Source organism: Ensifer sp. GW823-FHT05D09 (assembly GCF_058795755.1).
Genome location: NZ_JBXAIA010000042.1, coordinates 1 through 607 on the forward strand (window position 1 = coordinate 1; position 607 = coordinate 607).

General features: G+C 67.9%; 1 protein-coding gene. It reads right to left on the minus strand.

Going from position 1 to position 607, the window contains the following annotated elements; translation table 11 throughout:
- Window positions 1–607: M10 family metallopeptidase C-terminal domain-containing protein (locus tag AC1Q80_RS30835; RefSeq protein ID WP_492362943.1), on the minus strand; the 607-nt coding region annotated here is incomplete at both ends.

Consider the following 607-nt stretch of genomic DNA (forward strand, 5'->3'; position numbering starts at 1 on the left):
TTCGTCGCGCTCGAGGTCGACGACGGCGCGAACGACGGTGCGCTCGCCGTCGGCAAAGGCCTCGTGATAGAAGGTGATCTGGTGCACCGGCGGTGCTTGCCCATCCTCCAGCAGTCCGCCGAAGACGAGCCCGCCGATGGCTTCGGCGATCTTCGACAGATCGACGCGATCGCCGACCTGGAAGTCGCGGATCTCGTCGCGGCCGCTGCCGTCATTGGCGAGCGACGCGGTCGTGCGGAAGACGAAGACGTCGGCGCCATCGCCGCCGGCCAGGAAGTTGACGGCATTGCCGGCGACGAGCACGTCGTCGCCCTTGCCGCCGACAGCGCCTTCGACCGAGGTCAACAGGTCCGAGCCGATCTCAACCCCTTCGGCCGTGCCACGGTCGAGGTCGATCACGACGGCCTGCATCGCTGCCGAAGCGTCGTAGGTGTCGATCGCCTCGTTGCCATCGATACGGTCGTCGCCGTCGTCGCCGCTCGCCTCCGGCGCGATCACCACGAGGAAGGTATCATTGCCGGTGTTGCCTTCGAGCTCGTCGTCCCCGGCTCCGCCGACGAGAATGTCGTCGCCGCCGCGGCCGCGCAGCCTATCGTTACCCTCGCCA